We start from the raw sequence: 23,500 nt of genomic DNA, 5'->3' as shown, positions 1-23,500 counted from the left end.
GGGTGGTCTACAGGGGTAGGACATGGTTTTGGATAGCAACCGGCTCATCGCAGGGCGCTACCAGTTAACGCGCGAACTGGGCCGCGGGGGCATGGGCGTGGTCTGGGAAGGCCGCGACACACTGCTGAACCGGCAGGTGGCCATCAAGGAGGTGCTGCTGCCGGACGGCTTGTCGCCGGGCGACCAGGAACGCCAGCTCCTGAGGACCGCCCGCGAGGCACGCACCGCGGCCAAGCTGAATCACCCCTCGGTCGTCGCCATCTACGACGTCGTCGAAGAGGGCGGCCGGCCCTGGATCGTGATGGAGCTGGTCAGCCATCCGTCGGTCGAGCAGGTCGTGCTCACCACGGGCGCGCTTCCCGTACGCGAGGCGGCGGATCTGGGCCGGCAGGTGCTGTCGGCGCTGCGCTCCGCCCACGAGGCGGGCATCCTGCACCGCGACGTCAAGCCCAGCAACATCCTGCTGGCCGACGACGGACGCGCCGTGCTGATGGACTTCGGCATCGCCACGGTCGAGGGTGACGCGTCGCTGACGAGCACCGGCATGGTCACGGGCTCGCCGAGCTTCCTGGCCCCCGAACGCGTCCGCGCCGACGACGCCGGGCCCGCCTCCGACCTGTGGTCACTGGGCGCCACCCTCTACGCGTGCATGGTCGGCCGCTCGCCCTTCGAGCGGGGCGACCCCATGGCCACGCTCAACGCGCTGCTCACCGAGGAGCCCGACTACCGCAGGATCCCGCCGGCCATGCATCCGGTCCTGCGCGGGCTGCTCCAGAAGGAGCCCGAGAACCGCGTGAGCGCCGAGGAGGCCGACCGGCTGCTGGCGGCCATCACCGCCTCCAGGCCGCAGAACGCCGACCTCGACGTGACCGAGCGGCGCAGCCGCAGGAAGAAGCGGGAAGGACCCGGCAGGGCCCTGCTCGCCGCCGCCGCGACGGTGGTGCTGGTGGTCACGGGCGGCACGGTCGCGTACTTCAGGACCGCCTCCCCGGCCGAGGGCGCGCCGCGCGCCAGCACCATGCCCGCCGCCGCGACCAACCCGCTCACGCCGACGGCCACCGCGACCCCGGAGCCGAGCCCGACGCCGACCGCCACGCCCAGCGTGACCAGGGCCGCGCTCGTCGTGCGGCCGTGGAAGTCGCCGGACGGCTGGTCGATCATGCGGCCCGTGGGCTGGCGGGGCGCGCGCGCCGAGGCGTACACGGAGTGGACGCGCCGCGACAAGAACGCCCACGTCGGCGTCGAGGCCGTCTACGCCAACCTCGACCCGGCCCAGATCATCCGCGACTCGGAGGAGGCGCTCCGGCTGAACGCCCAGAGCGTCGTCAACCGCGGCCGCAGGACGGTCACGCACCAGGGCGTCAAGGCCGTGCAGTGGGAGTTCTCCTGGACCGCGGGAGAGGCGGGCGACGCGCGCTGGGCCACGCCCGGCACGCGCTACCACGAGATCCGCCGGGCCCTGGCGATCGGCGACACCGCGTACCTGCTGTCGTGGACGGTCACCGAGGACCAGTGGCAGCGCAGCAGAGGTCTTATGCGGCAGGTGATCAACAGCTTTACTGTGGGGGCATGAGCCCCTGGAATCTGCTCGCGCTGCCCCCGCTCCCCGAAGAGCTCCTGCGCCGCCTGCTCGCCCCGCTGGGCGAGCAGGTGACCGTGGCCGTGCCCGCCACCCGCGACAGGGACGCGCTGCTGGCGGCGCTGCCCGAGGCGGAGATCGTGCTCGGTGACTGGACCGGCGCGCTGGCCCTCGACGCCGAGGCGGTCAAGGCGGCGCCCCTGCTGGCGTTCGTGCAGCAGCCGTCCGTGGGGGTGGACGGCCACGACCTCGCCGCCCTGGCCGCGGCCGGGGTGCCGCTGGCCAACACGCCCGGTGTCAGCGCGGTCGCGGTCTCGGAGTGGTGCCTGGCCGCCACGCTGTCGCTGTCGCGCAAGCTGGCCGCCGCCGACGCCGCCGTACGCGCGGGCGAATGGCCCCAGCAGGGCCTGCAGCCCCACGAGCTGCGCGGTCGCCGCGTCGGTGTGGTCGGCTACGGCCCCATCGGCGCGACCTGCGCGGAGATGTTCCGCGCGCTCGGCTGCCAGGTGTCCTACTGGACCCGCACCCCGCGCGAGGACCCCGCCTTCGAGGACCTGGAGACGCTCGTGTCCGCCAGTGACGTCGTGGTCGTCGTGATCGCGCTGTCGGACGAGACCCACGGCCTGATCGATCCCGGCCGCATGAAGCAGGGCGCCCTGCTCGTCAACGCGGCCAGGGGCGGGGTCGTCGACCAGCCCGCCCTCGTCGCCGCACTGCGCGCGGGCCACCTGGGCGGCGCGGCCCTCGACGTGTTCGACGTGGAGCCCCTGCCCGACGGCGATCCGCTGCGCGAGCTGCCGAACGTCCTGCTGTCCCCGCACGTCGCGGGGGTCACGCCGGAGTCCACCGGGCGCCTGCTCGCCGCCACGCTCGACAACCTCACCGCGGCCGTCGAAGGTCGCGAGGTCGGCGGCGTGGTGAACGGAGTAAATCCCTTGATCAGCAGGAAATTTACGCAATAGCCTGCCATGTGGTGGGTTCACCTGGGACGCTGAACAGTTTTCGTGTCTTTAACGACCCCGGTCTGTTCCGTCCCGCCCGTGAGAGATACCGTCTTACGGACGATCTCTACCAGCTCAAGGGGGTGCTTTCGTGACGACGACGATGTCGGCACACGAACGGGCAGTAGAGCAGATCCTGCGGTCGTACGCCGAGATCCCCGGCGGTGCCGCTCCCCGGCTGGCCAAGTCCACCTCCAACCTCTTCAGGTTCCGCGACGGCGCCAGGACGGCCAAGCTCTCGGCCCGTGACCTCGACGAGGTCATCAGCGTCGACCCCGAGAGCATGACGGCCGAGGTCCAGGGCATGACGACGTACGAGCACCTGGTGGACGCCACGCTGGCGCACGGGCTCATGCCGTACGTGGTGCCGCAGCTCAAGACCATCACGCTGGGCGGCGCCGTGACCGGGCTCGGCATCGAGTCCACCAGCTTCAGGGACGGGCTGCCGCACGAGTCGGTCGAGGAGCTCGAGATCCTCACCGGTGACGGGCGCGTCGTCGTGGCCCGCGAGGACAACGAGCACCGCGACCTCTTCCGCGCCTTCCCCAACTCCTACGGGACGCTGGGCTACGCGCTGCGGATCAGGATCAAGCTGCGCAAGGTCCAGCCGTACGTGCACCTCACGCACGTCAGGTTCACCGACGCGGGCAAGTGCATGCTGGCCATGCAGGAGATCTGCGACAGCATGGTCCACGACGGGGAGAGCGTCGACTTCGTCGACGGCGTCTTCTTCGGTCCCGGTGAGATGTACCTCACGCTGGGCCGCTTCTCCGACCGGGCGCCCTACATCTCCGACTACACGGGCATGCGGATCTACTACCAGTCGATCCAGCAGCGCAGCCGCGACTGGCTCACGGTCCGCGACTACCTGTGGCGCTGGGACACCGACTGGTTCTGGTGCTCGCGCGCCTTCGGCGTGCAGCAGCCCATGGTCCGCTCGCTCATGCCGCGCCGCTGGATGCGCTCCGACGTCTACCGCCGCCTGGTGGCGCTCGACCGCAAATACGGCCTGACCGCGCGCGTCGACAGGTGGCGCGACCAGCCCGTCCAGGAGTCGGTGATTCAGGACGTCGAGGTCCCGGTCGAGCGCGGGGCCGAATTCCTGGAGTTCTTCCACGACAAGGTGGGCATGACTCCGGTGTGGATGTGCCCGCTGCGCGCCTCTTCGCGCTGGCCGATCTACCCGCTGGAGCCGGGCAAGCTCTACGTCAACTTCGGGTTCTGGGGAATGGTGCCGCTGCCGCGGGGGCAGTTCGACGGTTACTACAACCGGCTCATCGAGCGATCGGTGCATGAGCTCGACGGCCACAAGTCGCTCTACTCGACCTCCTTCTATGCCCGTGAGCAGTTCTGGCGGCTGTACAACGGCGACGCCTATTGGCCGGTCAAGCGGGAATACGACCCGAACGGTCGCCTGCTGGACCTGTACGAAAAGTGTGTACGGGGAAGGTGAGCAGATGGCTCTGGCAACCATCTTTGAGAAGATCGTGGGCTCGGACGCGAACATCGCGTTCATGGCGTACGACGGAAGCAAGGCAGGGCCGGACGGGTCAGACCTCGCGCTAGAGGTCAAATCCCCGATCGCCGTGGCCTACCTCGCCCAGGCTCCGGGGGAGCTGGGCCTGGCCAGGGCGTACATATCCGGTCATATCGATGTCCACGGTGACTTGTACACCCTGCTCGACCGCATGTGGAACATCACCACCAACGACCTGACCACCTCCGAGAAGATCTCCGCGGTACGCTCCCTGGGCCTCAAGCCGCTGCTCATGCGCGTGCCGCCGCCTCCGCAGGAGATGCGCCAGAGCGCCCTGGCCAAGCTGGGCTCCCGCCACGCCAAACAGCGCGACGCCGAGGCCATCCACCACCACTACGACGTCTCCAACCGCTTCTACGAGTGGGTGCTGGGCCCGTCCATGGCCTACACCTGCGCCTGCTACCCGGAGGACGGCTCGACGCTCGAGGAGGCCCAGTTCGCCAAGTTCGACCTGGTCGCCCGCAAGCTCGACCTCAAGCCCGGCATGCGCCTGCTCGACGTGGGCTGCGGCTGGGGCGGCATGGTCATGCACGCCGCCAAGCACTACGGCGTCAAGGCCCTCGGGGTGACGCTGAGCCGGCAGCAGGCCGAATACGCGCAGAAGGCCATCGCCGACGCGGGCCTGCAGGACCTGGCCGAGGTCCGCTTCATGGACTACCGCGACGTCAAGGAGACGGACTTCGACGCGGTCAGCTCGATCGGCCTGACCGAGCACATCGGCAAGGCGAACGTGCCGGCCTACTTCACGTTCCTGTACGGCAAGCTCAAGCCCGGCGGCCGCATCCTCAACCACTGCATCACGAGGCCGACCGGCAAGGAGAAGACGTTCAACAAGGGCGGCTTCATCGACAGATACGTCTTCCCCGACGGCGAGCTCGAGTCGGTGGGCTGGCTGATCAGGCAGATGGAGGACCTGGGCTTCGAGATCCGCCACGAGGAGAACCTCAGGGAGCACTACGCGAAGACGCTGCGCCACTGGTGCGACAACCTCGACGCCAACTGGGACGACGCGGTCCAAGAGGTCGGGCTGGGCACGGCCCGGGTGTGGGCGCTCTACATGGCGGGCTGCATCGTCGGCTTCGAACGCAACAAGGTCCAGCTCCACCAGGTGCTGGGCGTCAAACTCGACCAGGCCGGCCACTCAGGAGTCCCCCTCCGCCCATCCCTCGACTGGCCCTGAAGAGGCCAGGTCCTCGCTGCGCTCGCGCGAGAGGGCTTCCCAGCCCTCTCGCGCTCTCCCGGCCGGGGCCTGGTGAGCCGCAGTGGCGGATGCGGTCGATGATGTGACCGGCTGATTCGAGGGACACCGGCCGCCGAGACGCCCGGCCATGCAAGGTCGGGCGTCAGCACCAGCGGCCTGTCGTTCCCACACCCGCACCCGAGCCCGAGAGAGCACCACACGCGGTGACCGCGAGGCTCACTGGAACGGCTGCATCTCGTCGAGCACCGTGGCGGCGATCTCCATGATCGCCTCCACCTTGGGCAGGTCGGCGCGAATGTCCTCGGCGCCGAATCGGGCCGAGCCCAGCCGTGGATATTCGGCCTCGTTCCGGCGTCGGCGCATGCGGTCGAAGGGGCGAAGGCTCCTGCCCAAGGGTGGGTCGAGTTGTGCGACGACCGCCTCGTACACCGCGATGTGCCCACCCCGGCTGCTCGCCCTGAGGCCCTGGTTCTCCAGGATGGCGCCCAGCGACTTGCGCGCCGCGTCGTACAGGAGCTGGTACGCGCCGATCGGATCGGAGTCCATCGCGAGGCGGGCCGTCGCGACGTGCCGCCCGGCCTGGTCGAGCATCGCCTCGGCTTGGGCGCGACTCGCCGCGACCCTCTCGAGTTCGCCCCGCCCCAGCATGCCTTCCACCGTGGCGCGACCCTGCTCCCACCTCATCGCCCATCACCTTCGCCGACCTCGAGCCGCACGAGCGGCCGTGCCTTCACCGTCTCCAGGAACGGGTCCCCGTCGGGGGACTCCCATTCCGCACGGCTCACGCGCCGGATGCTCACCTCTCTGCCGAGCACCCCTTCGGCGGCCCTGGCGGCTTCGTAAAGATCGTCGTCGTCCGCGGGGCCGACGACGATGACGTCCACGTCGTTCGGCACCCTGCCCGGTTCGCCGGAGTAGCGGGCGGCCCACGAGCCATAGACGAAAGCCTCTTCGACACCGGTGATGCCGGCGAGCCGCTCGCCGAGCACGGCCACCGGCCCGTAGGTCAGCGCCAGCAACTCCGTCAGAGGGCGGGCCACGACCACGTCGGTGTCCGCGCGGACCATGCGCATGTTGCCGTGTCTCCGTGTGGCGAGCAGCCCTGCGGCGGCGAGGCGGTCGACTTCGCGGGTCACCGCCGCCGGTGAGACCTCGAACCTCCGCGCCAGGTCGATCTGCGCGTACTCCTGTCCCGGATGCAGGAACAGCCAGGCCAGAAGCTCACCCTGGAAGGGGGAGCGCAGCAGCGGAAGCAAGACGGACGGCGGTTGTTTCATGAACTGAAACATAGCTTGCAGTTTACGCAAGTTCCAGGATAAGGGTGCTGGAGGGCCCCGACGGATGCTCAGGAGGCCGACAGGGACTCGGGCTGCTCGTTCGGTGCGGCCGTCGCGCAGCGCTGCCTGTCCTTGGCATGCCGGCCCCGGCTCGGCGGATGCTCCTCCGCGCCGGAAGCCTCCTGGGGCTCCTGTGCCCGCTCCCTGGTGCTGTGGGGCCTCGCGTGCCTGCCCACGTGCTCTCCTTCGCTTTTCCCAACTCCTTAACGTGACCGTATGGCTACGGACAGCGCGGAGGCAAGCGCGCGAAAAATCAAAGGTGAAGCCGTTTCCAAAGCGCAACCTTCGGGCGGCGGATGGTGCCGGCCCACTGGATCCCGGATGCCCAGTGGGCCGGTGAACTGGGGAAACTCGGCGTCAGGCCGAGGTGCAGGCGGTGCCGTTCAGGGAGAACGCGGGTGGTTTGGCGGTGTTGCCGCCGTGGTTGGCCTGGAAGCCGAACGAGGCCGACGCGCCCGGCGCGATGGAGCCGTTGTAGCCGGCGTTCCTGGCCGTGACCTGGCCGCTGGTCGGGGAGACCGTGGCGTTCCAGGCCGAGGTGATCGTCTGGCCGGCCGGCAGGGTGAAGGTCAGGTTCCAGGCCGAGATCTGCGCGGTGCTGGTGTTCGCGATGGTGACGGCGGCCGTCAGGCCGGTGTTCCAGGCGTTCACGTCGTACGTGATCCGGCAGGCCCCCGTCCCCGGTGTGGGCGTGACGGTCGGGGTGGTGGTGGGGTCGACGCCGGTGGCCAGGCCGAAGAAGTCGATGACCCTGGCCGCCATCCCGCCCTGCGGCAGGCTGTGGCCGACGCCCTGGAGACTGATCGCCTCGACCGGGGCCATGGTGCCCGTGCCTCCGTACCGGGTTCTGGTCCAGCCGGACTGGGGCTGGTCGGTGAGGCTGGGGGTCTGGCTGACGCCGTGGACGTTGGTCCACTGCTTGATCTGCTCCTGGAAGTTCGGATAGCGCAGCGTGGCGTCCTCCGTGCCGTGCCAGATCTGCATGCGCGGACGCGCGCCGCTGTAGCCGGGGTACGCCGCGCGTACCAGGTCACCCCACTGCGCCGGCGTCCTGACGATCTGGCCGTTGGCGCAGGCGCTGTTCCAGCTCGAGCCGTCGGTGGTGGCGAAGCAGGCGAACGGCACGCCCATGAACGACGCCCCGGCCTTGAACACGTCCGGGTACGCGCCGATCAGGACGTTGGTCATCATGCCGCCGGAGGAGGCGCCGGTCACGTACGTACGGGCGGGGTCGGCGTTGTGGCGCTGCTGGACGTACCTGACCATGGACACGATGCCCACCGGATCGCTGCCGCCGTCGTGCCGGAGCGCCTGCGGCGAGGAGACGTCGAAGCAGGAGCCGCTCCTGGTGGCGGAGGGATAGATGACGACGAACTTGTAGCGGTCGGCGAGCGAGGCGAATTCGGTGCCCGAGTAGAAGGCCGGGCCCGACCCGGTGCAGTAGTGCACGGCCACCAGGACCGCGGGGCGGGCGGCGACACCGTCGGGGACGTACAGGTGCATGCGCAGGTTGCTGGGGTTCGTGCCGAAACCGGTCACTTCCGTCAACTGCGCCGACGAGGCCGGGGGCGCGGTGATGAGGCCGGCGACGATGAGCGCCGCCGCGGCGGCCACGGCTCCTGCCATTCGAGCTCTCAGCTTCATCGAGTTCCTCTCGCTGCTGCTGCCGAAACATTGCGAGTCTCTACAGAAAATTTCGGCATGACAACTGGCGAGGCGTGAGAGGGTGCTGAGGACGCCGCTGAGCTGCCAAGAGGCGCTGTCCGGGCGGCCTCGGGCGTGAAAGTTTCGAAGCCGGGAGTAGCTGTCAGCTCAGCCCGGCGAGCGTCCCGGTGAGCGCTTCCCATGACTGCTCGGCGTCCGGCGTGCGCCCGTGCGGCGACCGGAACCACTCCACGAACTCCGCCACGTCGTTCAGGGCCCACCGCAGCCGATAGAGCGCCATCGCTCCAGGATCGGGGACGCGGCCGGTGGCCTCCGCATACCGCGCCAGATCCTCCTCGGACCCGGCCACCAGCCACAGGTCCCGCTCCGGTGCGGCCATCCCCACCGTGTCCCAGTCCACCAGCAGCCGCCGCTCCCCATCCCGCAGCAGGTTGCCGGGGTGCGGCTCCCCATGCGTCACCACCGGCTCCCCGGGCTGGCCGGCCAGCCGATCGAACTCCTCCAGCCGCCGCCGCAGCATCGTGCCGTGCACGCCCAGCAGCTCCCGCGCGGGCTCGGAGTACGGGCCCCCGAGCCAGGGCTCACGTGAGGGTCGGAGGGCCTGTTCGAGGCCCGCCCGTCCCGCAAGCGCCGGCGGACGGTCGGGGGTGGAGAGCGGGGGCGGGGTGGTGTGCAGCTCGGCGAGCAGGTCGATGATCAGCTCGCGTTCCGGCGCCGGCCGAGGGTCGCCGAAGTCGCCGCCGGTGCCGCCCTCGTACGGGAACACGCTCATCGCGTACCGGTGCCGGTCGAGGCGGCGCAGGGTGGTGCCGTCGGCCGCGCGCAGGGGAGCGACGACGAAGGGCAGGCCAGCCTCCTCGCGCAGCGCCGCGGCCGTGTCCATGGCCAGCCGGAGCCCCTCGTAGGTCTGCCGCCGCACGTCCGCCACCGTCACGAACCACCGCCGCCCGCCCCGCCCGCTCGCCACCCAGTGGAAGTCGCCGAACCCCACCGGCGCGTAGTCCAGCGTGGCGGCCTCGATCCCCCACGCGGTCAGCGCGGGGCGCAGCAGGTCTTCGTCGAAGTCGTCCGGCCGATCTCGCATGCCGATCACGGTATCGGGCCACGCGGGACCGCTTCATCCTGAATCAGGTCGATCGCGGCGACGACGTCGGTCACGACGTGGCCGGCCGCCGACGGGGTGACCCCGCGGTCGATCCAGATCGTCCGCAGCCCGGCGGCGCGCCACGCCGATGAGGGCGGCCGGAAGGCGCGGGCCGGGGCCCGCGCCTTGAAGGGGCGGAGCCGGCCGGTTACCGGAGTTCGCGCTTGAGGATCTTGCCCGTGGCCGTCATCGGCAGGGAGTCGCGGAACTCGACGATCCGGGGATACTTGTACGCCGCCATGTTCTCCTTGGTCCAGGCGATCAGCTCGTCCTCGGTGATCGTGGCCCCGGGGGTGCGGATGACGTACGCCTTGATCTCCTCGCCGTGCGACTCGTGCGTGACGCCGACGACGGCGGCCAGCGACACGGCCTCATGGGTCATCAGGACCTCTTCGAGCTCGCGGGGGTAGACGTTGAACCCGCCACGGATGATCATGTCCTTGGCCCGGTCGATGATGGAGTAGTAGCCGTCGGTGTCACGTGTCGCGATGTCACCCGTACGGAACCAGCCGTCGTTCATGACCTCGGCCGTCGCCTCCGCCCGGCCGTAGTAGCCCTTCATCACGTTGTGGCCGCGGATGGCGATCTCGCCGGGCCCCTCGCCCTCGACGGTCTTCCAGTCGCCGTCGACCAGCTTCATCTCCACGCCCCAGATCGGGGTGCCGATCGTGCCGGGCTTGGTGATCCGGCCGGGCTGGTTGAAGCTGGCCACCGGGGAGGTCTCCGACAGCCCGTAGCCTTCCAGGATGCCGATGCCGAAGGTCTGCTCGAAGTCCTTGAGCACCTCCACCGGCGACGACGCGCCGCCCGCCACGGCCACCCGCAGCGAGCGGGGCACCTCCGCGCCCTCGGCGTGGATCTTCGTCAGCATGCCCCAGTACATCGTCGGCACCCCGGCGAAGAACGTCACCTTCTCCTTGGCCACGACCGCGAGCGCGTCGCCGGGGTCGAAGCGCGGCATCAGCACGACCGTCGCGCCGCGCAGGAAGCCCGTGTTCATCACGACCGTCTGCCCGAAGGAGTGGAACAGCGGCAGCACCGCCAGGTAGGTGTCGCCCTCCTCCTCGCCCCGGGGGAACATCTTGTCGCTGACCATGGCGTTCATCAGCATGTTCTGGTGGCTGAGCTCGGCGCCCTTGGGCTGGCCGGTGGTGCCCGAGGTGTAGAGGATCACCGCCGTGTCGTCGGGCGCGGTCTGCACGGTGGCGAACTCGCCCGCCATCCCGCCGAGCGCGGCCCAGATCGACTCGCCGTGCACGGACTCGGTCGCCAGCGGCGTCGCGGGCAGGACGAAGAAGTGCTCACAGCCTTCGGCGGCCTCGAACCCCGCCTTGCCGCGCTCGCCCAGGGGCAGCTCCGGCGTGCCCTCGAAGCAGAACAGCGCCTTGGCGTCGCTGTCGTCGAGGTGGTAGGCGATCTCACGCGACTGCAGGAGCACATTGAGCGGCACCACCGTCGCGCCGGCCTTGAGGATGCCGAAGTAGACGAACGGGAAGTACGGCAGGTTCGGGCAGGCCAGCGCGACCTTGTCCCCCTTCTCGATCCCACGCGCCACCAGCAGGTTCGCGACCTGGTTCGCGACAGTGTCGATCATGGAGTAGGGCAGCCGCATGTCGCCGAAGACGATCGCGGTGCCGTCGGGGGTGTTCCTGGCGCTGTCCTCCAGGACGATCGACAGATTCAGCATGACGCCTTCCTCCCTCTAGAACGGCTTCGGCGACATCTTCGCAGCACGGGCATACCGACCGGTAGGGGTAATGAATTGCCACCTGCAGAGGGCTCGGCCGGATATGGACGCGACCGCCCACGTCGAGTAAGCAAGTAGGAAGTTACTTACCCCTGGAGGGGTCATGGAGTACGACTACGTGATCGTCGGGGCGGGCTCAGCCGGCTGCGTCCTGGCCAACAGGCTGTCCGCGGATCCCGGCGTGTCGGTGGCGCTCGTCGAAGCGGGCGGAAAGGACGACAAACTCGAGATCCGCATGCCCGCGGGTTTCGCCAAGCTGTTCAAGACCGATTACGACTGGAACTACACCACGGCCAAACAGGGCGAGATGTCCGGCCGTGAGCTCTACTGGCCGAGAGGCCGCGTGCTGGGCGGCTCGTCGTCGCTCAACGCCCAGATGTGGGTACGCGGCTGCCAGGAGGACTACGACCAGTGGGGCGTCCCCGGCTGGGCGTACGACGACGTCCTGCCGTACTTCACCAAGGCCGAGCGCCGCGTCGGCAGCAACCAGGGCGGCGTCTACGGCACCACCGGCCCCCTCTACGTCTCCGAGCTGCGCAGCCCCAACGTCACCACCGCCGCCTTCCTCAAGGCGTGCGAGGAGCTCGGCCTGACGCGCCTCGGCGAGCTGAACGGCCGCTCCAACGAGGGCTACTGCCCCACCCCCGTCACCCAGAACCGGGGCCGTCGCTGGAGCTCCGCCGACGCCTACCTGCGCCCGGCCGCGTCACGGCCCAACCTGCACGTGATCACCGGGGCGACGGTGGACCGGGTGACGTTCGACGGCAAACGCGCGACCGGCATCGAGCACAGCGGCGGCACCCTGATCAAGGCGCGCCGCGACGTCATCCTCGCGGCGGGCGCGATCGGGTCCCCCTACCTGCTCATGCGCTCCGGCGTGGGCGCGCCCGACGAGCTGCGCGACGCCGGGGTCCCGGTCGTGCACGAGCTGCCCGAGGTCGGCAAGAACCTGCAGGACCACCTGTCGACCGGCGTGTACGTCGAGTGCAAGCAGCCGGTGACCCTGACCAAGGCCGAGTCGATCGTCAACCTGCTGCGCTACATCGTCCTGCGCTCCGGCATGCTGACCACGAACGTCGGCGAGGCCGTCGCGTTCGTCAGGACCTCGGCCGAGGAGCCGGCGCCCGACGTCGAGCTGATCTTCGCGCCCGGGCCGTTCATCGACCACGGGCTCACCCCGCCGACCGGCCACGGGCTCACCGTCGGGGTCGTGCTGCTGCAGCCGGAGAGCCGCGGCAGGGTCGGGCTCAGCGGCCGGGAGGCGATGATCGACCCCGGCTACCTCAGCGCCGAGGCCGACGTCAAGCGCCTGGTCGCGGGGCTGAAGACGGCCAAGCAGGTGTTCGCCACCGCCGCGATGAAGCCGTGGGCGGGCGGGCCGCTGGCGCCGTACTGGGCGCCGGAGAGCGACGAGGAGCTGGCCCAGTGGGTACGCGAGCGCGGCGAGACGCTCTACCACCCGGTCGGCACCTGCCGGATGGGCACCGACGACGCCTCCGTCGTGGACCCGGAGCTGCGCGTGCGCGGCCTCCAGGGGCTCAGGGTCGCCGACGTGTCCATCATGCCGACGCTCAACCGCGGCCACACCCACGCTCCCGCCATCATGATCGGTGAGAAGGGGGCCGACCTCGTCCGAGGACGCAAGGCTTGACGTAAGTGCCCACTTGCACAAGGCTTGTCGGGTATGACGCTGCCCGTCGAACTGGACCTCTCACAGCTCCCGTTCTGGGGATCGCCGCAGGCCGAGCGCATGGCGGCCTTCCGCCGGCTGCGTGCGCTGGAGCACCCCGTCTTCGTGCCGGAGCAGACCGTGCCGTTCATCGGTGGCGGCCCCGGCTACCACGCCCTCGTCCGCCACGCCGACGTGACCGAGGCCAGCAGGAACGCGGCCGTGTTCAGCAGCGAGCCGTGCTCCAACAGCATCCCCGACATGCCGCGCTGGCTGAGCGTGTACTTCGGCTCGATGATCAACATGGACGACCCGAGGCACGCCCGGCTGCGGCGGATCGTGTCCAGGGCGTTCACGCCGCGCATCCTGTCGAAGATGGAGGAGGACCTGGCCAAGGCCGCCGCGGAGATCGTCGACGAGGCGATCGAGCGGGGGCCGGGCGACTTCGTCACCCAGGTGGCCGCCAGACTGCCCGTACGGGTCATCTGCGACATGATGGGGATCCCTGCGAAATTTCATGACATGGTGTTGCGGCGGACCAACGTCGTCCTCGGCAACGCCGACCCCGAGTACACCGGCATCGACCCCGGCTTCAGCCGCGTCAACGTCGCCCGGGGCCTGGTCAAGCTGCTGCACGCGGGCTTCTCGCTCAACCGGCTGGCCGCCCGCCTGGGCGACGAGCGGCGCAGGCGGCCCACGGGCGACCTGGTGAGCCTGCTCGTCAACGGCGAGGAGCGGCTGAGCTCGCAGGAGCTGGGCTCGTTCTTCATCCTGCTGGTGGTGGCGGGCAGCGAGACCACCCGCAACGCGATCGCGTACGGGCTCAAGCTCTTCACCGACCACCCCGACCAGCGGGAGTTGCTGCTCGCCGACTTCGACGGCCGCATCGCCGGGGCCTGCGACGAGATCGTCCGTTACGCGACGCCCGTCATCCAGTTCCGCCGGACGCTGACCCGTGACCACGAGATGAACGGCACCGCGTACAAGAAGGGCGACAAGGTGCTGCTCTTCTACAACTCGGCCAACCGCGACGAGACGGTGTTCAAGGACCCGGACGCGTTCGACATCACCCGCGACCCCAACCCCCACGTCGGCTTCGGCGGGCCAGGGCCGCACTACTGCCTGGGCGCCCACCTGGCGCGCCGGGAGATGACCGTGATGTTCCGCGAGCTGTTCACCCGCCTGCCCGCCATCAGGGCGACCGGCGAACCCGACTTCCTGCTGTCCAACTTCATCAACGGCGTCAAACACCTGCCCTACGCCTTCTGACGCGCCCGCCCGATCGCCGCCACCCGCCGGCGCGCGATCCCCTCGCCGGGTAGTGGTGCTCCAGAGGCGGGCCGAATGCTAGGTTTCGCAGTCATGGAGATCAGGACTATCCACGCCAATGGGGTGGAGTTCGCGTATCTGACGGTGGGGGAAGGGCCGCTGGCGCTGTGCCTGCACGGTTTCCCCGACACCGCGCACACCTGGCGGCACCTGATGCCCGCGCTGGCCGAGCGCGGCTACCGCGCGGTCGCGCCGTTCACCCGCGGCTACGCGCCCACCGAGGTCCCGGCCGACGGGGCGTACGAGGACGCCGCGCTGGTCGCCGACGTCCGCGCCCTGCACGAGGAGCTCGGCGGCGGTGACGACGCCGTCATCATCGGCCACGACTGGGGCGCCTTCCCCGTCTACGCCACGGCGGGCCGCTTCCGCCGGGCCGTGACGCTGGCGGTGCCGCCGCCGGGCTCGCTGGGCGGCGTCTTCTTCGACTACGAGCAGCTCAAGCGCTCCTTCTACATCTTCCTCTTCCAGACGGGGCTGGCCGAGCACGCCGCCGCCGCTCCGGGCTTCATCGAGGGCCTCTGGCGCGACTGGTCGCCCGGGTACGACGCCCGCGAGGACCTCGAGTTCGTCCGCCGCAGCATCGGCGCGCCCGCCAACCTCGGCGCCGCCATCGGCTACTACCGGGCCATGCTGGGCACCACCCCGCCCTCCGGCCGCTACCCGGCGGTCGAGCGCGAGGCCGGGGCCGGGGCTCCCATCCTCTACCTGCACGGCACCCAGGACGGCGCCCTGGGTGTCGAGCTGACCAAGGGCGCGCTGGAGCACCTGCCCGAGGGGTCGAGGGCCGAGCAGGTGCCGGGCGTGGGCCACTTCCTGCACCTGGAGCGGCCCGCCGAGATCAACCGTCTCATCCTGGACTGGCTCGGCCCCGCCTGAGGACCGCGATCAGGGGGTGCTGACCCGACAGGCTCACCTGGACCACCTCCTCCACCACGAACCCGGGCGGGACCCCGTCGTGCACGAGTGCCACGGCCAGCCCGCCAGGGGCCAGCACCCGGCGCACCTCCCGCCACAGCGGGCCGAGGCCCCGGGCGAGCAGGCCCCTGGGCGGCACCTGGCGTCCCCAGGGCGGGTTGACCAGCACCCGGTCCACACCGCCCGAGGCCACCGGGACGCGCCCGGCGTCCGCGACGGCGAACACCGGACAGGCCGTGCCGGCCACGCCCACCGGGAGCGCCATGACGGACGCGTCCGCCCGGAGCGCCGTGCCGGTCACGCCCGCCGAGTGCGTCGTGCCGCGTGCGTTCGCCGTCGCGGCCGCGACGGCGGACGGGTCGTGGTCGAAGCCCAGCAGGCGCGTGCCGGGGCCGCAGGCCGCCGCCGCCTCGATCAGCGTGGTGCCCGCTCCGCAGCACGGGTCCAGCACCGTCCCGGCGCCGCCCAGCCGGGCCAGCTCCGCCATGGCGGCGGCCACCGGCGGATGCAGCGTGCCCCGGATCGAGGCCGTCTTGTACGCGCGGCGGTGCAGCGGCCGGTCCGCCACCCGTACCGCGATGACGGCCTGGTCGCCCTCGATCGTGACCCGCCACGCCGTCGCGTCCGGCGGCGGGCGCCGCCCGTCCCTCCTGGAGTGGTACGCCACCCGCAACGGCCGCGCCAACTCGGCCCCGACCGCGTCCTCGATCTCGAACCTGGTGTAGTTGCGCCGCCCCACGAACGACGCCGACACCTCCAGCCCGTTGCCAGGCCGCGCCAGCCGCCCGGCGTCGACCTTCCGCGCCGCCGCGGCCAGCCGCCGCAGCGCGGAGCGGCCGTGGCCGATCCCGTCGACCACGGCGGCGGCGAGCAGGACGTCGTCCGCCGTACGCAGGCGCAGCGGGTCGGCCTCCGGCGAGGCCTCGAACCACACCTCGCGGTGGCGCATCGCGCGTACGACGCCGATGCGTGAACGCCGGATCTCGGTGGCCACCAGGGGCTCCATGCCACGCACGGCCCTGGCCACACCAAAGGTTGGCACCTGTCTTCTCCCACGTCGCGACCCGGGGCGCCGGTCGCTCGGCCGCCCCGCATCGCCGGCGGTGGGTGTCCGCGACCCGCCGGCGGATCGCTAGCGCAGGTAGAAGAACGTCATGGCGCACACCCTAGGGCGCTTCGGGCACCAGGAGCCACAGATTTTCTCGGCTCCGTACGTACGGTGTACGTCCTACCCATTGACGTAAGTGGCCGCTTTTCGAATGATTGGCTCATGAGCGTCCTGGACTTCGACCTGTCGGAGCGCGACTTCTGGGCCAAGCCCATGAACGAGCGCGAAGAAGCCTTCGAGCGGCTGCGTGCGCGTGAGACCCCCGCCTTCTTCGAAGAGATGGAGATGTCGTACGCGCCCAAGGGCCCCGGCTACTACGCGCTGGTCAAGCACGCCGACATCCTGGAGGCCAGCCGCAACCCGGAGGTCTTCTGCTCCGGCGACGGCGGTGCGACGAACATCCCCGACATGCCCGCCGAGTTCGCCGAGTACTTCGGCTCCATGATCAACATGGACGACCCCCGGCACGCGCGGTTGCGGCGGATCGTCTCCCGCGCGTTCACGCCCAAGATGATCAAGCAGTTCGAGGCCGACGTGGAGGCCGCGGCGGTCGGCATCGTGGACGACCTGCTGGCCAAGGGCCCCGGCTGCGACTTCGTGACCGAGGTCGCCGCCCGCCTGCCTCTGAAGATCATCTGCGACATGATGGGCATCCCCGAGCGCGACTACCAGTTCGTCTTCGACCGCTCCAACATCATCCTCGGCGGCTTCGACCCCGAATACACCGGCGGAGACCTCGACCAGCTCGCCGAGCGCCTGCTCAACGCCGGCATGGAGTTGCAGCAACTGGTGCAGGACCTGGCCGCCCACCGCACCGAGAACCCCACGAACGACCTGACCTCGTCACTGGTCAGCGCCAACATCGACGGCGAGCGGCTGACCATGCAGGAGCTGGGCTCGTTCTTCATCCTGCTCGTCGTGGCCGGCAACGAGACCACGAGGAACGCCATCTCCTACGGCCTTCGCCTGCTCACCAAGAACCCCGGCCAGCGCGCGCTCTGGCTCGACGACATCGACGGCCGCGCGCCCGGCGCGGTCGAGGAGATCGTCCGGCTGGCCTCCCCGGTGAACTTCATGCGCCGCAAGCTCACCAGGGACTTCGAGATGAACGGCACCCTCTACCGCAAGGGCCAGAAGGCGGTGCTGTTCTACTGGGCGGCGAACAGGGACGAGGCCGTGTTCGCCGACCCGCTGCGCTTCGACGTCACCCGCCACCCCAACCCGCACGTCGGCTACGGCGGCCCGGGCCCGCACTTCTGCCTCGGCGCCCACCTGGCCAGGCGGGAGATCACGGTGATGTTCCGCGAGCTGCTGCGCCGCGTGCCCACCATCGAGGGCGGCAAGCCGGACCGGCTGCACTCCAGCTTCATCAACGGCATCAAGCACATGGAGTGCCGCTTCTAGCCCCCCGCCGGCTCCCCGCCGTGCGGTCAGGACAGCTTGATCTGGTTCATGACCGTGCGGATGTCGGGGAGAAGCTGCTTGCCCTCCGAGGGGATCGAGATGTAGACGATGGCCGGGACATTCGCGCCGGTGTTGATGGCCATCGTCACGATCGTGGCCTTCTCGGTGCCCGACGTCAGCGAGTACGCGATCAGCCGTCCCGACTGGTCGCCCACCTTGATCGCCTGCTGGGCGATCTTGCGGACCTTGTTGTCGTTCGGGAAGAAGCTCCGGCGGGCCGACAGCACGACCTGCTTGATGACCGGCTCCAGGTCGTCCTGCTCGTAGTACGGCGCCAGCCGCTGCGACAGCGGGCCCGACATGACCTGGGCGTAGCGCTCGGGCGCGAGCTGGACGTACTGGCGGGTGTCGAAGCCGTACGTGCCCTTGACCGTGGTGCGCTGGTCGAGTTGCCAGGAGCCGCCCAGGCGCGGCATCGAGATCCTGGCCGGGACGTCGGAGACGCGGCCGATCACGGGGGAGGCCTTGCCGGAGTAGCGGGGCAGCGGGCCGATCGTGGTCGAGGTCTTGGTGGTGGTCGCCTTCGGCGCCGTCGTGGCCTTGTCGGCGTTGGCGAGGTTCGCGCCTGCCGACGGTTCCCCGGAGGCCAGCGGCCCCCACAGGAAGGCGTACAGCAGCGCGATGACCAGCGCGACCGCCACGGAGCCGCCGAGGGCGTAGATCCAGATGGGCTTGCCGGGCTCGTCGTCCAGCGCGTCCTGGTCGCCCATGGACTGGTAGTTGTCGCCGAAGACGGTGTTCCAGAGCTCCTGCTGGCGCTCCGGCGGCGGGGTGCGGGAGCCGCTGATCTGACCGGCCGTCACGAACGGGCGGTCGGGGTCGGAGGGGTCGCGGCTGAGGTTCGAGCCCGGGCGGGGACCGGCGACGTGCTGGTCCCCGGGGGGCGGCGCGCCGATGCGGGCGGACTCCACGGGGGCGGAGGGCCCGGGGGCGGCCTGCCCGGGACCGGCGGGCCCAGGGTTGGCGGGCCCGAGGTTCGAGTGCCCAGGGTTCGAGTGCCCGGGGTTCGAGTGCCCGGGGTTCGCGGGCATTCCGCGGTCGTTGAGCAGGTTCTCGGTGTGCTGGGCGTAGGTGACCGTACGCTCGTCGGCCGGGTGGGTCTGGGGTGGCGGAGGCGGCCCAGGGGAGTCCTGGAACAGCGCGTCCTGGTCGGGTGATGGCTTGCCGTCGTACATCATGGTGCGCTCGGCCGCGTTGCCCGCGTCACGCTCGCCCTGCGGCCAGGGGGCGGGCGTGGACAGATTGGCCCAGGCCCCGGGGGCGGGCGTCGGCGGCTGCGCCCACGCCGGCACCGGGTCGGGAACGGGAGGGTATTCCTGGCGGGAGGGGCCGGGCGCGCCCTTCGACGACACGTCCGGCCACGCGGAGGTGCCCCCGGTGCTCTGCGGCGGCGCGTCCGGCCAGGCCGTCGGCCCGGCGGCGCCCTTCGACGAGGTGTCGGGCCACGAGGTGGGCCCGTCCTGCGGGGTGGCGTCCGGCCATGACATCGGCACGTCCTGACGGGCGGACTCCGGGCGCGTCAGGTCCGGCCAGGAGACGTCCTGGCGGGGCGGATCGGGCCACGAGGGGCCGGTCTGGCCCGACGCGTCGTGGCGCGGGGGCTCGGTGCGGGACGACTCGGGCCAGGAGGGTTCCCTGCGCGGCGGCTCCGGCCAGGAGGGGTCGGTCTGGGCCGGCCGCGGGGTCTCGGGCCAGGACGTCGGGACCTCGGCGGAGGGGGCGTCGGGCCAGGAGGAGGCGGCGTCGCGCCGTGGCGCCTCCGGCCAGGAGGATGGCAGATGAGGTCCGGAATTATCCGTTGCCATTGCTGCCGGCCCTCCCGAGGTTGTGTCCGGATGTCCCGTTATATCCGGATTTGACGTCTCACGCATGATCTCATGGGATTTTCCAGGAGATGCGGGTGGTTCCGCAGCGAAACGAGGGAAGCCATGAGGATCGGTCGGCGGATCCTGCAACGGCAGGCTGCCTTCCGTTCGATCTGGCTCAGCTCGGTACACCACGGCGACAAGGCTATTCTTGTGGGACGAATGAGGTCACAACGGATACATCACCATCAGGTCTCACCGGACCTGAAGGATCCATTGTGCCCCTGGACCTCGATCGAGTATCTGCATTCAGCCGAAGACGTGCGCTAGGCTTGACACGTGCATTCCGCGACCCTGCTTCTTAGCGGGCCGCGACGGCCCTAGATGCGATCGCCGTCGCGGCTCCACCCCTCGTTCTCCGCACGAGGGGTTTTCTTATGGGTCCGAATCAAGCCAGAAGGACAGTAGCCGTGAGTGAGTACGACCCGCAGGCGCTGCAGGCCAAGTGGCAGCAGCGATGGGAGGAGCAGGACACCTACCGGGCGAGCGACGACCCCGCCGACCCGCGTGAACGGCGCTACATGCTCGACATGTTCCCCTACCCGTCCGGCGATCTGCACATGGGCCACGGCGAGGTGTTCGCCATCGGCGACGTCGTCGCGCGCTACTGGATGCAGAAGGGCTACAACGTCCTGCACCCGATCGGCTGGGACTCCTTCGGCCTGCCCGCGGAGAACGCCGCGATCAAGCGCAACGCCCACCCCGCCGAGTGGACCTACGCCAACATCGAGACGCAGGCCAACTCGTTCCGGCGCTACGGCATCTCCTTCGACTGGTCGCGCCGCCTGCACACCAGCGACCCCGACTACTACCGCTGGAACCAGTGGCTGTTCAACCGCTTCTTCGAGCGCGGCCTGGCCTACCGCAAGGGCGGCCTGGTCAACTGGTGCCCCAACGACCAGACCGTGCTGGCCAACGAGCAGGTCGTGGCCGGCAAGTGCGAGCGCTGCGGCGCCGACGTCATCCGCCGGGAGCTGACGCAGTGGTACTTCAAGATCACTGACTACGCGCAGCGCCTGCTGGACGACATGGCCGAGCTGACCGGCTGGCCCGAGCGCCTGCTGACCATGCAGCGCAACTGGATCGGCCGCTCCGAGGGCGCCGACGTGCTGTTCGAGATCGAGGGCCGCGAGGAGCCGGTCCACGTCTACACCACGCGCCCCGACACGCTGTTCGGCGCCACGTTCTTCGTGGTCGCCGCCGACGCGGCGCTGGCCGACGAGATCGTCACCGACGAGCAGCGCCCCGCCTACGAGGCCTACCGCGCCGAGGTCTCCCGGCTGAGCGACATCGAGCGGCTGGCCACCGACAAGGAGAAGACGGGCGTCTTCCTGGGCCGCCACGCGATCAACCCGGTCAACGGCGAGCGCATCCCGGTCTGGGCGGCCGACTACGTGCTGGCCGACTACGGTCACGGCGCCATCATGGCCGTGCCCGCCCACGACCAGCGCGACCTGGACTTCGCGCTGAGGTTCGAGCTGCCGGTGAAGGTCGTCGTGCACACCGGCCTGGCCGACCCGGGCGAGACCGGCGAGGCCACCCCCGGTGAGGGCACGCTGGTCAACTCCGGCCCGCTCGACGGCCTGACCAAGGTCGAGGCCATCTCCAAGATCATCGAGATCCTGGAGGTCGACGGCCGGGGCACGGGCGCGATCAACTTCCGGCTGCGCGACTGGCTGCTGTCCCGGCAGCGCTACTGGGGCACGCCGATCCCGATCATCCACTGCCCCGACTGCGGCGAGGTGCCCGTCCCCGACGAGCAACTGCCGGTCACGCTGCCCGACCTGCGGGGCGAGGCGCTGGCGCCCAAGGGGGTCTCCCCGCTGGCCAGCGCCACGGAGTGGGTCAACGTCGAGTGCCCCAAGTGCTCCGGCCCGGCCAAGCGCGACACCGACACGATGGACACGTTCGTCGACTCGTCGTGGTATTTCCTGCGTTACTGCTCGCCCGGCTACACCGACGGCCCGTTCGACCCCGAGCAGATCCGCCAGTGGGGCCCGATCGACCAGTACGTCGGCGGCATCGAGCACGCGGTCCTGCACCTGCTGTACTCACGCTTCTTCACCAAGGTCCTGCACGACATGGGCATGGTCGACTTCACCGAGCCGTTCGTGCGCATGCTGAACCAGGGGCAGGTGATCAACGGCGGCAAGGCCATGTCGAAGTCCCTGGGCAACGGCGTGGACCTGGGCAGGCAGATCGACGACTTCGGTGTCGACGCCGTCCGCCTGACCATGGTCTTCGCCGGGCCGCCCGAGGACGACATCGACTGGGCCGACGTCTCGCCGTCCGCGTCGCAGAAGTTCCTGGCCCGCGCGCTGCGCGTGATGTCCGAGGTCACCAGCGAGCCCGGCGTGCCGTTCGAGGGCGGCGACACCGAGCTGCGCAAGGTCACCCACCACACGATCGACGAGGCCACCAAGCTGGTCGACTCCTACCGCTTCAACGTGGCGGTGGCGCGCATGATGGAGCTGACCTCGGCCGCGCGCAAGGCCATCGACACAGGCCCCGGCCCCGCCGACCCGGCGGTGCGCGAGGCCGCCGAGACGCTGGCGATCCTGCTGTCGCTGGTGGCCCCCTACACCGCTGAGGAGGGCTGGGAGCGGCTGGGCCGCACCGGGTCCGTGACCTTCGGCGGGTGGCCGGTGGCCGATCCCGCGCTGCTGGTGCAGGAGTCGGTCACCTGCGTGGTGCAGGTGGCCGGCAAGGTGCGCGACCGCCTGGAGGTGCCGCCCGGCATCGCCGAGGACGACCTGCGGGCGCTGGCGCTGGCCTCCGAGAAGGTCGCCTCCTACCTGCAGGGCGTGCCCCGCAAGGTGATCGTCAGGGCGCCGAAGCTGGTCAACATCGTCCCTTAGAGGGCGCGTAGCGCCGGCAGCAGCTCCTTCTCCGCCCACGCGAAGAAGGGCTGCTGCTGGTCGTGCCCGATCTGGACGAGGGCCACGTGCGTGTAGCCCGCGTCGACGAACTTCTTGACGCCCTGCACGACGGCGTCCACGTCGTTGCCGCAGGGCACGCTCTGGGCCACGTCCTCGGGGCGTACCGTGCCGGCCGCCGCGGCGAAGTTGACCGGGCCGGGCAGCTCGGCCATGACCTTCCAGCCGCCGACGCTCGACCAGCGCCACAGCTTGTGCGCGCGCTGCTTGGCGGCCTCGGCGTCGGTGTCGTACGCGATCGGGAGCTGGCCGTAGACCGGCCTGCCCTCGCCGCCGAACGCCTTGAACTGCTGGACCACCTCCGGCATCGGCTCGTTGACGACCAGGATGTCGCCGAACTCGGCGGCCAGTTCCGCCGACCGGCCGCCCGAGGCGGCGATGCCGATCGGGACCGGCTCGTCCGGCAGGTCGTACAGCTTGGCGGAGTCGACGTCGTAGAACTCGCCCTGGCGGGTGATGTAGTCGCCGCTGAACAGCTCTTTGATGATCTGCACGGCCTCGGCGAACATCCGGTGCCGGGTGTCGACGGATGGCCAGCCCTCGCCGATGACGTGCTCGTTGAGGTTCTCGCCCGCGCCCAGGCCCAGGGTGAAGCGCCCCTGGCTCAGCACGCCCATCGTGGCGGCCTTCTGCGCCACCACGGCCGGGTGGTATCTCATGATGGGGCAGGTCACGTACGTCATGAGGGGCAGTCGCTCGGTCACCTGAGCCGCCGCGCCGAGCACCGACCAGCAGTAGGGCGAATGCCCCATCTCCTCGATCCACGGGAAATAGTGATCGGAGATGACCGCGTAGTCGAAGCCGACCCGCTCGGCCGCCGCGGCGTAGTCGACCAGCTCGCGGGCCGGGGTCTGTTCGGACATCAAGGTGTAGCCGATCTGTACCATGTGTCCGGGCTACCCGGGTTTCTTGGCCTTAGCGTCCGGGGTACGGAGATCAATCATGGTCGCGTTCGCACGGTTCCTCGACCACCAGCCATGCGGGCGATCGACCCTCCTCCCGG

Annotated in this window: 18 protein-coding genes; 9 read left to right on the top strand and 9 right to left on the bottom strand. The window is 70.2% G+C overall.

The window, feature by feature from the left end; translation table 11 throughout:
• The first annotated feature begins 22 nt into the window (after positions 1-22).
• The 4 genes from AB0I15_RS29235 (at position 23) to AB0I15_RS29220 (ending at position 5,297) form a co-directional block, all read left to right on the top strand.
• Positions 23-1,573: a serine/threonine-protein kinase gene (locus AB0I15_RS29235; protein WP_358102094.1), complete on the top strand. Its 1,551-nt coding sequence runs from the start codon at positions 23-25 to the stop codon at positions 1,571-1,573.
• On the top strand, positions 1,570-2,541 hold the full coding sequence (locus AB0I15_RS29230) for an NAD(P)-dependent oxidoreductase (RefSeq protein WP_358102092.1): 972 nt from the start codon (positions 1,570-1,572) through the stop codon (positions 2,539-2,541). The genes AB0I15_RS29235 and AB0I15_RS29230 overlap by 4 nt, the downstream gene beginning before the upstream one ends.
• Before the next feature lie 142 nt (positions 2,542-2,683).
• On the top strand, positions 2,684-4,033 hold the full coding sequence (locus tag AB0I15_RS29225) for an FAD-binding oxidoreductase (protein WP_358102128.1): 1,350 nt from the start codon (positions 2,684-2,686) through the stop codon (positions 4,031-4,033).
• Between the two features lie 4 nt (positions 4,034-4,037).
• Positions 4,038-5,297 carry a cyclopropane-fatty-acyl-phospholipid synthase family protein gene (locus AB0I15_RS29220; protein ID WP_358102090.1) on the top strand — a complete coding sequence of 420 codons (1,260 nt, stop codon included), beginning with the start codon at positions 4,038-4,040 and terminating at the stop codon, positions 5,295-5,297.
• A gap of 237 nt (positions 5,298-5,534) precedes the next feature.
• Here the strand turns inward: AB0I15_RS29220 and AB0I15_RS29215 are convergent, their stop codons facing one another.
• The 6 genes from AB0I15_RS29215 to AB0I15_RS29190 all read right to left on the bottom strand — a co-directional run bounded on the left by AB0I15_RS29215 (position 5,535) and on the right by AB0I15_RS29190 (position 11,151).
• On the bottom strand, positions 5,535-6,002 hold the full coding sequence (locus AB0I15_RS29215) for a hypothetical protein (RefSeq protein ID WP_358102088.1): 468 nt from the start codon (positions 6,000-6,002) through the stop codon (positions 5,535-5,537).
• Positions 5,999-6,595: a MarR family transcriptional regulator gene (locus AB0I15_RS29210; RefSeq protein WP_358102086.1), complete on the bottom strand. Its 597-nt coding sequence runs from the start codon at positions 6,593-6,595 to the stop codon at positions 5,999-6,001. Before AB0I15_RS29210 ends, AB0I15_RS29215 begins: the two co-directional genes overlap by 4 nt.
• A gap of 68 nt (positions 6,596-6,663) precedes the next feature.
• On the bottom strand, positions 6,664-6,831 hold the full coding sequence (locus AB0I15_RS29205; RefSeq protein WP_358102084.1) for a hypothetical protein: 168 nt from the start codon (positions 6,829-6,831) through the stop codon (positions 6,664-6,666).
• Positions 6,832-7,012: 181 nt separating this feature from the next.
• Positions 7,013-8,281, bottom strand: a complete 1,269-nt coding sequence (locus tag AB0I15_RS29200; protein ID WP_358102082.1) for a PHB depolymerase family esterase — start codon at positions 8,279-8,281, stop codon at positions 7,013-7,015.
• Positions 8,282-8,462: 181 nt separating this feature from the next.
• The gene (locus AB0I15_RS29195) at positions 8,463-9,404 is read right to left on the bottom strand and encodes an aminoglycoside phosphotransferase family protein (RefSeq protein ID WP_358102080.1); all 942 of its coding nucleotides are present in this window, start codon (positions 9,402-9,404) and stop codon (positions 8,463-8,465) included.
• Positions 9,405-9,612: 208 nt separating this feature from the next.
• Complete coding sequence (locus tag AB0I15_RS29190) at positions 9,613-11,151, bottom strand: long-chain fatty acid--CoA ligase (RefSeq protein ID WP_358102078.1); 1,539 nt, start codon at positions 11,149-11,151, stop codon at positions 9,613-9,615.
• 163 nt (positions 11,152-11,314) lie between these two features.
• Between AB0I15_RS29190 and AB0I15_RS29185 the strand changes: the two genes are divergently transcribed.
• The 3 genes from AB0I15_RS29185 (at position 11,315) to AB0I15_RS29175 (ending at position 15,085) form a co-directional block, all read left to right on the top strand.
• Complete coding sequence (locus tag AB0I15_RS29185; protein ID WP_358102076.1) at positions 11,315-12,862, top strand: GMC family oxidoreductase N-terminal domain-containing protein; 1,548 nt, start codon at positions 11,315-11,317, stop codon at positions 12,860-12,862.
• 33 nt (positions 12,863-12,895) lie between these two features.
• On the top strand, positions 12,896-14,149 hold the full coding sequence (locus tag AB0I15_RS29180) for a cytochrome P450 (protein ID WP_358102075.1): 1,254 nt from the start codon (positions 12,896-12,898) through the stop codon (positions 14,147-14,149).
• 93 nt (positions 14,150-14,242) lie between these two features.
• Positions 14,243-15,085, top strand: a complete 843-nt coding sequence (locus tag AB0I15_RS29175) for an alpha/beta hydrolase (protein ID WP_358102073.1) — start codon at positions 14,243-14,245, stop codon at positions 15,083-15,085.
• Here AB0I15_RS29175 and AB0I15_RS29170 read toward each other — a convergent pair.
• Complete coding sequence (locus AB0I15_RS29170; RefSeq protein ID WP_358102071.1) at positions 15,057-16,166, bottom strand: RNA methyltransferase; 1,110 nt, start codon at positions 16,164-16,166, stop codon at positions 15,057-15,059. The genes AB0I15_RS29175 and AB0I15_RS29170 overlap by 29 nt on opposite strands.
• A gap of 228 nt (positions 16,167-16,394) precedes the next feature.
• Between AB0I15_RS29170 and AB0I15_RS29165 the strand changes: the two genes are divergently transcribed.
• Positions 16,395-17,636, top strand: a complete 1,242-nt coding sequence (locus tag AB0I15_RS29165; protein ID WP_358102069.1) for a cytochrome P450 — start codon at positions 16,395-16,397, stop codon at positions 17,634-17,636.
• Positions 17,637-17,662: 26 nt separating this feature from the next.
• Here AB0I15_RS29165 and AB0I15_RS29160 read toward each other — a convergent pair whose 3' ends face one another.
• The gene (locus AB0I15_RS29160; protein ID WP_358102067.1) at positions 17,663-19,501 is read right to left on the bottom strand and encodes a hypothetical protein; all 1,839 of its coding nucleotides are present in this window, start codon (positions 19,499-19,501) and stop codon (positions 17,663-17,665) included.
• A gap of 437 nt (positions 19,502-19,938) precedes the next feature.
• Here AB0I15_RS29160 and leuS point away from each other — a divergent pair, with 437 nt between their 5' ends.
• A complete protein-coding gene (gene leuS, locus AB0I15_RS29155; RefSeq protein WP_358102065.1) occupies positions 19,939-22,419 on the top strand; it encodes a leucine--tRNA ligase in 2,481 nt (826 codons plus the stop codon).
• Here leuS and AB0I15_RS29150 read toward each other — a convergent pair.
• Positions 22,416-23,384, bottom strand: a complete 969-nt coding sequence (locus AB0I15_RS29150) for a TIGR03557 family F420-dependent LLM class oxidoreductase (protein WP_358102063.1) — start codon at positions 23,382-23,384, stop codon at positions 22,416-22,418. The genes leuS and AB0I15_RS29150 overlap by 4 nt on opposite strands.
• Positions 23,385-23,500: the final 116 nt, after the last annotated feature.

It is taken from the genome of Nonomuraea sp. NPDC050643, assembly GCF_040654715.1.
GTDB lineage: Bacteria > Actinomycetota > Actinomycetes > Streptosporangiales > Streptosporangiaceae > Nonomuraea.
This window is presented reverse-complemented; position numbering and strand designations above follow the sequence as displayed.